Origin of the sequence: Aetokthonos hydrillicola CCALA 1050 (assembly GCF_017591665.1) — a bacterium.
Lineage (GTDB): Bacteria > Cyanobacteriota > Cyanobacteriia > Cyanobacteriales > Nostocaceae > Aetokthonos > Aetokthonos hydrillicola.
In genome coordinates this window covers 1-6,323 of the sequence record NZ_JAAKGC010000183.1, presented here as the reverse complement: position 1 = coordinate 6,323, position 6,323 = coordinate 1, and the positions used below count along the sequence as shown (strand labels likewise).

Sequence of the window (6,323 nt, the reverse complement as noted above, 5' to 3'; positions counted from 1 at the left end):
TCTTCCGATCTTACCCTGTTCCTTGTTAGTAGAACCTAAACCAATACTGCACGGGTTTTGCCAAAAACTTAAGTTTAACGTAGGTTGGGTTGAGGAACGAAACCCAACATCTATAAGGGTTTCGCAGGCGCTCTACCCAACCTACAAGTTTCCAAAACCCCGTGCAGTATTGGAACCTTAACGACATAGGTAAGTAGGTCGACAAAATTAAATTCATTAATAAACAGAGGGAATCCCCAACACGCAAAAAATGTGTGTAATTAATTCTGCTAGAGTACTTATATCTGTCTACAAAAGAAAGCCAATAGTTCGATAAATCTAGATTTATAGCTTTCGAGGCTTTAAATCATGTAAAGCCGTTAGCATAAAAAATAACTATAAGATTCTACGTATCAATTTTAGTTTGATAGCGTCATTTTCATTTACAGGGTTAAGTAAGTTGGCGACAATCATCTCAAGCATGTAAAGTTTTGTAGTTTACCTACCCTTCGAGAAAGCCAGTTCCTGTAAGCGCTTGAGTTCTCACTCATCTGTGAGCGGATGATGATTTATGTGTGCTGACTTACTTAATCTATACTAATATAACTTTATTGGATTTTTTCATTGAAAAACTTTTGTTTTGTAAAAAAGTTAACTTTAACTTTAAAGTTAATCTGCTGTCTTTGTAATTATTTAATGAATTCTCCACCGTCGTAATTTAATACTTAACCTAAATAAAGATTACTTGAAAAAATCGGTAAATAGGCCAAATACGTATAGAATAAAAAAATATTTTCAATCTCTCTCTATCTATGTCGATGAATAATAGCTCGCTTGAAAAGAAATTTTTCTGCGATAAGTCAAAACATCTTTCAGGGATAAGAAATAAGTATACGACTGCATTTTTTGCGCAGGAATTAACTAAGAGTGATTTACAGAAACTCCAAGTAAATACTGAGCATAAGCAAATGATCTGCAGGCTATATTTAACCTACTCACCTGGAAATCACGATTTTATGACAGCATCTGTATTACAACGGTACTTTTCATTAGCTGTACAAAAACTCATCAAGCTATACGAAACTTATTGTTCTTGCGCGAGTTGCGTAAGTGTATTAGTCAATAATACTTAAGAAATACCCAATATCTACTAGATATTGTTCGATCTGCTTTTGGATATCCTTCCATGGAAGGAAGTATCATCACCGTTCACTCACCTTACTGAGATGCAAAAGGAATTATTTTCTCTGTGCAAAGTTTTAAGTTAGCTTCAAACTATAGCATAAGCTAATTTGCAAAATGTTCCACCAGCAAGGACAGAAAATAGTCAAGCACTTTACGGCTCAAGCAGCAAATACCTGATTAAGGTAGTCTTAAGTATGATCAAATCTTTCTTCACTGAAGGCTTTTGGCGAACTGCAACTGAAAAAATGTCAAACATTTTTCACGACTTAAGTTAACAGTAAGCCTCGCAGGAAGAATCCCAAATTCTAAGTTGAGCTTCCGTCATGTGCTTGCTGAGTTCATCCTGACTAGCTGTAACTTTAGGATATTTTTGCTATCCCACAGGAAGGATTAATGACATCATTCACCAAACAAGCTATATATTTTTTAAAACTCGTAAAACAGCTTGTTTACTGACAAAAACTTTGATAATCTTATCCTTCTAATCTTCATCCTTCTCATCGTCACTTAGAGTCCTGAAATCATGTTAATATACAGCAACCAACAGAAGAAAATGACTAATAAGAAATGGGCGGTAAAACGTATTACTGTGAATTTAGCAGCACAGGAAGCTGAAAAACTAGAACACTATTGTCAGCAGACAGGTAGGCCTGCAACAGATGTTATTCGGGAGCTTATTAGAGGGTTACCAACATCTAGTAACATTAAAGATATAGGCAGTTAGGGAGTAAGTATTTTTTCCTTTGTTCGGTTGTTTTTTAGTAATAACCAATATATGGGTGGGCTCAGGCAGGTTTAACAAGAAATCGTGTCTGCTGAAGAGCCTTGCAAATAAAACCCGCCCTGCTAGCAAATTCTGACACCAACTTTAGTTAAAATCTGTAAAGAAACTGAGTGGGGAAAACAGAATGCGCGTTGCGATAGTAGGTGCGGGACTTGCTGGGCTAACAACGGCTGTAGATTTAGCTGATGCTGGCTGTGAAGTCCAGATTTTTGAGTCTCGTCCGTTTATTGGTGGTAAAGTAGGCAGTTGGGTTGATGGTGATGGTAACCATATTGAAATGGGGTTACATGTGTTTTTTGGGTGCTACTATCAGTTGTATGACTTGATGAAGAAGGTAGGAGCATTAGAAAATTTAGGTCTGAAAGAACATACCCATACCTTTGTTAACAAAGGGGGAAAGACTGGGGCTCTAGATTTTCGCTTTTTTGCAGGTGCGCCTTTCAATGGGTTAAAAGCATTTTTCACCACTACTCAACTCTCTTTACAGGATAAATTGCAAAATGCGATCGCCCTCGGTATTAGCCCTATAGTACGTGGTTTGGTTGATTTCGACGGCGCAATGAAAACTATCCGCAACTTGGACAAAGTTAGTTTTGCTGATTGGTTCATCAGACACGGCGGTAGTGAGGGTAGTCTTAAAAGGATGTGGGATCCTATTGCCTATGCCCTCGGCTTTATTGATTGCAAAAACATTTCTGCCCGTTGTATGTTGACCATTTTCCAACTATTTGCCGTCAGAAGCGAAGCCTCTGTACTGCGAATGTTGGAAGGCTCTCCCTATGAGTACCTGCATAAGCCACTTCTGGAATATTTAGAAGCTAGAGGTACAAAAATCTACACTCGTCGTAGAGTGAAGGAAATCAAGTTTAATGAGTCAGATAAACAAACCACGGTTAGTGGTATAGTGCTGACAAATGGGGAAACAGAAGAACTCGTCACTGCTGATGCTTACGTTGCTGCTTGTGATGTTCCAGGAATCCAGCGTCTCCTACCTCAAGAGTGGCGTAAGTGGCCAGAATTTGACAATATTTATAAATTAGACACAGTCCCAGTAGCAACAGTACAATTGCGGTTTGACGGCTGGGTAACAGAACTGCATAATGCTGCTGAACGTAAACAGCTTGATCATGCTACGGGAATAGATAATTTACTGTATACTGCTGATGCTGACTTTTCTTGTTTTGCGGATTTAGCTTTGACTAGCCCTGCTGATTACTATAAACAAGGGCAAGGCTCTTTGCTGCAACTGGTGCTCACGCCAGGAGATCCGTTTATTAAACAAAGTAATGAAGCGATCGCATCTCATGTCGAAAAACAAGTGCATGAGCTATTCCCATCATCACGGGAGCTAAATGTCACTTGGTATAGTGTGGTAAAACTTGCTCAGTCTCTGTACCGAGAAGCACCAGGAATGGATATTTATCGTCCTGATCAAAAAACGCCGGTTTCTAATTTCTTCCTTGCGGGTAGTTACACTCAACAAGACTACATCGATAGTATGGAAGGAGCAACGATTTCTGGGCGGCGTGCAGCAAAAGTAATTTTAGAGACTGTGAAGAAGTAACGAAGCACTAAGATATGTTGTAAATAGGATTCGCTGTTAATTACTTTACACGCTTCGGTTTCTCTTAGGTAAGGCACAAAAAGAATGGCTGATTGGCTAGAGCATAGTGTGCAGGTAGAGGTAGAGGCTCCTATAGAGTTTGTATGGACTTTATGGTCTGATCTGGAGCAGATGCCTCGCTGGATGAAGTGGATTGATTCGGTCAAGATTCCGAACGATAATCCTGAGATGTCTCTATGGACATTGAAAACTGGTGGGCTGGAATTTACTTGGAAATCCCGCATTCTCAAAGTGATTCCTAATCAAATAATTCAGTGGGAATCAATAGACGGTTTACCGAATCGAGGAGCAATTCGCTTTTATGATCGCCATGGCAGTAGTATTGTTAAGCTAACTGTTGCCTACGGCATTCCTGGTGTTATCGGTAAAATTATGGATAATTTGTTTTTAGGGCGAGCAGTAGAATCAACCCTTAAACAGGATATGGATAGGTTTCGAGAGTATGCTCTTGAAGCTCAGAATAGGGAGTAGGGGGCAGGGAGCTCTTAGCAGGGGAGAAAAAAGACAAATCTTACCCAGTTTTGACTTTTGACTTTTGACTTTTGACTTCCCCGCAGGGGTGCCCTATGCCCATTTACCAAGTAGGATCACTAAATAGATTAACAGTTAATTTTCCGCCTCCAGGTGGAACGGAACTAATACAAGCGCGGACGACTTCTCCATCTTCTATTTCCACGGTGCAGGCGTGACAGGAACCCATCAAGCAACCAGTGGGAATGAACACGCCAGCACGATCTGCTACATCCAGCATTGGTTCTCCTACTTCGGCTTCGACCGTAATTTCATCTGGCAAAAAGTGGACGTGACGAACACTCATAAAAAATAGCCTCAAGACAAAAATGGTGTTAAGTCTAAATGACGTTCTACTTCAGTAGCAAGGGAATCTAAAAGATTTTCCCGCTGTTCTCGGTAGTTAGGAACACCCGTAGGCAAAGATTTTAAACCTCGTTGTTGGCGTAGACGGTTTAACCAAGCACGTCTCCAAGGACCATTGTCAAATATTCCGTGAAGATAAGTTCCCCAGACAGATAAACAGCTATCTACCAGCCCTAAGTTAACGTCATCAAATAGAGGTTGGTAAGCTTGGGGATCTACACCTTGGGTTTCTGTACGCGATCGCCCTTGGTGAATTTCAAATCCTGTCACAGGTAAGCCCATTTGGGGAAAATTAGAGGTCACTTGGCGTTGACGAGCAACTTTCTGTCCTGTAATTACAGTTTTTATAGGTAATAATCCTAATCCTTGATATCTACCTGCTTGACCCTCTATCCCTTCTGGATCAGCTATCATCTGACCTAATATTTGGTAACCACCACAAATGCCTAATACTGTACCACCGGCGGCTGCATAGTATTGAATTGATTCTGCCATACCGCTTCTTTGTATAAGTAGTAAGTCAGGAATAGTGGTTTTAGTACCCGGGATAATTACAGCATCTGGGTGCCCCAGATCTTGCTTGGGGCTGATGTATTTTACTGTAACTGTAGGTTCGGATTCTAACGGATCAAAATCAGTAAAATTAGAAATTCTTGGTAAGCGGATAACACTAATGTTGAGTTCGGTTTGTGATTTTTGTGCTTTACGTTCTAATAGATCCAGAGAATCTTCAGCAGGAAAGATCTCTTCAAAGTAAGGAATAACACCTACAACAGGGATACCAGTGCGTTCTTCTAACCATTTTATTCCTGGTTCTAAGAGCGATCGCTGTCCTCGAAACTTATTAATAACTACACCTTTCACTAAGGCACGTTCCTCTGGATCTAGTAACTCCAAGGTTCCCACCACATGCGCAAAAGCACCACCTCTGTCAATATCTACAACTAGCAGTGTTGGTGCATTCAAATACTTCGCCACCCGCATGTTAGTCAAATCTCGGTGCTTAAGGTTAATCTCCGCAGGGCTACCAGCTCCTTCACAAACCAGTAAATCAAATTCTGTGGCTAACTGTTGTAATGACTCTTCTATTGCCCGCCACCCAATGTCAAAATACTGTTCATAGTACTCTCCCGCACCGACTTTGCCTACAGGTTTTCCCTTGATAATTACTTGAGAAGTCATATCGCCTTGAGGCTTGAGTAAAATTGGGTTCATTTCTAGCCAAGGAACAACTCCCGCCGCCCAAGCTTGCACCGCCTGTGCGTAACCAATTTCTCCTCCGTTGGGGGTAACATAGGCATTTAAGGCCATATTTTGCCCTTTAAAAGGAGCTACTCTCCAACCACGTCTCGATAAAATGCGACAAATTGCTGCGGTTATAAGTGATTTCCCTGCGTGGGAGGTGGTTCCCACTACCATAATTGCTTTCATCATTAATATCAGTTTGTTGTTTGTTGGTGAGTCACTGCGGTGAGAAAGAACGCCAATTAGGAGACTTTTTTATCAGGAGTCAGAAGTCAGGAGTCAGAAGTCAGGAGGAGCCAGTGCGTTGGGCGGCAATGCCCTCCTTGAAGCATCTGGCGTTCAGAATAAATATTGGTTTAAAACCTCCTGACTTGTGGACGAGACAGGAATTGAAACTTTTCTTGAAACACCATCCCCGCAATTCAGTTATCAGTCATCAGTTACAAGTGAACAGCCAAAACTGATAACTGGTAACTGATAACTGATAAAGTTTAGGCTTCCGTGATTATTGTTCCCATTTACTCATTATTTTTAACTTTCCGCCCCTAAATTCTAGAAAGGTAGTCTTAACCAACGAATTACAAAGTCTATAATGCGATCGCGCCATGAAGGGGTACGCCAAGGTTTTTG

Annotated in this window: 6 protein-coding genes; 4 read left to right on the top strand and 2 right to left on the bottom strand. The window is 40.8% G+C overall.

Annotated features, from left to right (window positions below; all coding sequences use genetic code 11):
- The 4 genes from G4P69_RS34900 to G4P69_RS34885 all read left to right on the top strand — a co-directional run.
- On the top strand, positions 1–181 hold a 181-nt coding region (locus G4P69_RS34900; RefSeq protein WP_208354502.1), incomplete at its 5' end, for a hypothetical protein.
- 1,536 nt (positions 182–1,717) lie between these two features.
- Positions 1,718–1,888, top strand: coding sequence for a ribbon-helix-helix domain-containing protein (locus tag G4P69_RS34895; protein ID WP_208343963.1), 171 nt, complete (start codon positions 1,718–1,720; stop codon positions 1,886–1,888).
- 184 nt (positions 1,889–2,072) lie between these two features.
- Entirely contained in the window at positions 2,073–3,512 is a 1,440-nt protein-coding gene (gene zds, locus G4P69_RS34890) for a 9,9'-di-cis-zeta-carotene desaturase (protein WP_208343964.1), read from the top strand.
- 84 nt (positions 3,513–3,596) lie between these two features.
- Positions 3,597–4,043, top strand: a complete 447-nt coding sequence (locus tag G4P69_RS34885; RefSeq protein WP_208343965.1) for an SRPBCC family protein — start codon at positions 3,597–3,599, stop codon at positions 4,041–4,043.
- 103 nt (positions 4,044–4,146) lie between these two features.
- Here the strand turns inward: G4P69_RS34885 and G4P69_RS34880 are convergent, their stop codons facing one another.
- Together G4P69_RS34880 and cobQ are read right to left on the bottom strand one after the other, a co-directional pair.
- The gene (locus tag G4P69_RS34880; RefSeq protein ID WP_208343966.1) at positions 4,147–4,389 is read right to left on the bottom strand and encodes a 2Fe-2S iron-sulfur cluster-binding protein; all 243 of its coding nucleotides are present in this window, start codon (positions 4,387–4,389) and stop codon (positions 4,147–4,149) included.
- A gap of 11 nt (positions 4,390–4,400) precedes the next feature.
- Positions 4,401–5,879, bottom strand: a complete 1,479-nt coding sequence (gene cobQ / locus G4P69_RS34875; RefSeq protein ID WP_208354504.1) for a cobyric acid synthase CobQ — start codon at positions 5,877–5,879, stop codon at positions 4,401–4,403.
- Positions 5,880–6,323 lie beyond the last annotated feature (444 nt).

Excerpts from the sequence above, each read along its gene's own strand:
- G4P69_RS34895 (WP_208343963.1), top strand. The coding sequence starts at position 1,718 with ATGACTAATAAGAAATGGGCGGTAAAACGTATTACTGTGAATTTAGCA.
- zds (WP_208343964.1), top strand. The coding sequence starts at position 2,073 with ATGCGCGTTGCGATAGTAGGTGCGGGACTTGCTGGGCTAACAACGGCT.
- G4P69_RS34885 (WP_208343965.1), top strand. The coding sequence starts at position 3,597 with ATGGCTGATTGGCTAGAGCATAGTGTGCAGGTAGAGGTAGAGGCTCCT.
- G4P69_RS34880 (WP_208343966.1), bottom strand. The coding sequence starts at position 4,389 with ATGAGTGTTCGTCACGTCCACTTTTTGCCAGATGAAATTACGGTCGAA.
- cobQ (WP_208354504.1), bottom strand. The coding sequence starts at position 5,879 with ATGAAAGCAATTATGGTAGTGGGAACCACCTCCCACGCAGGGAAATCA.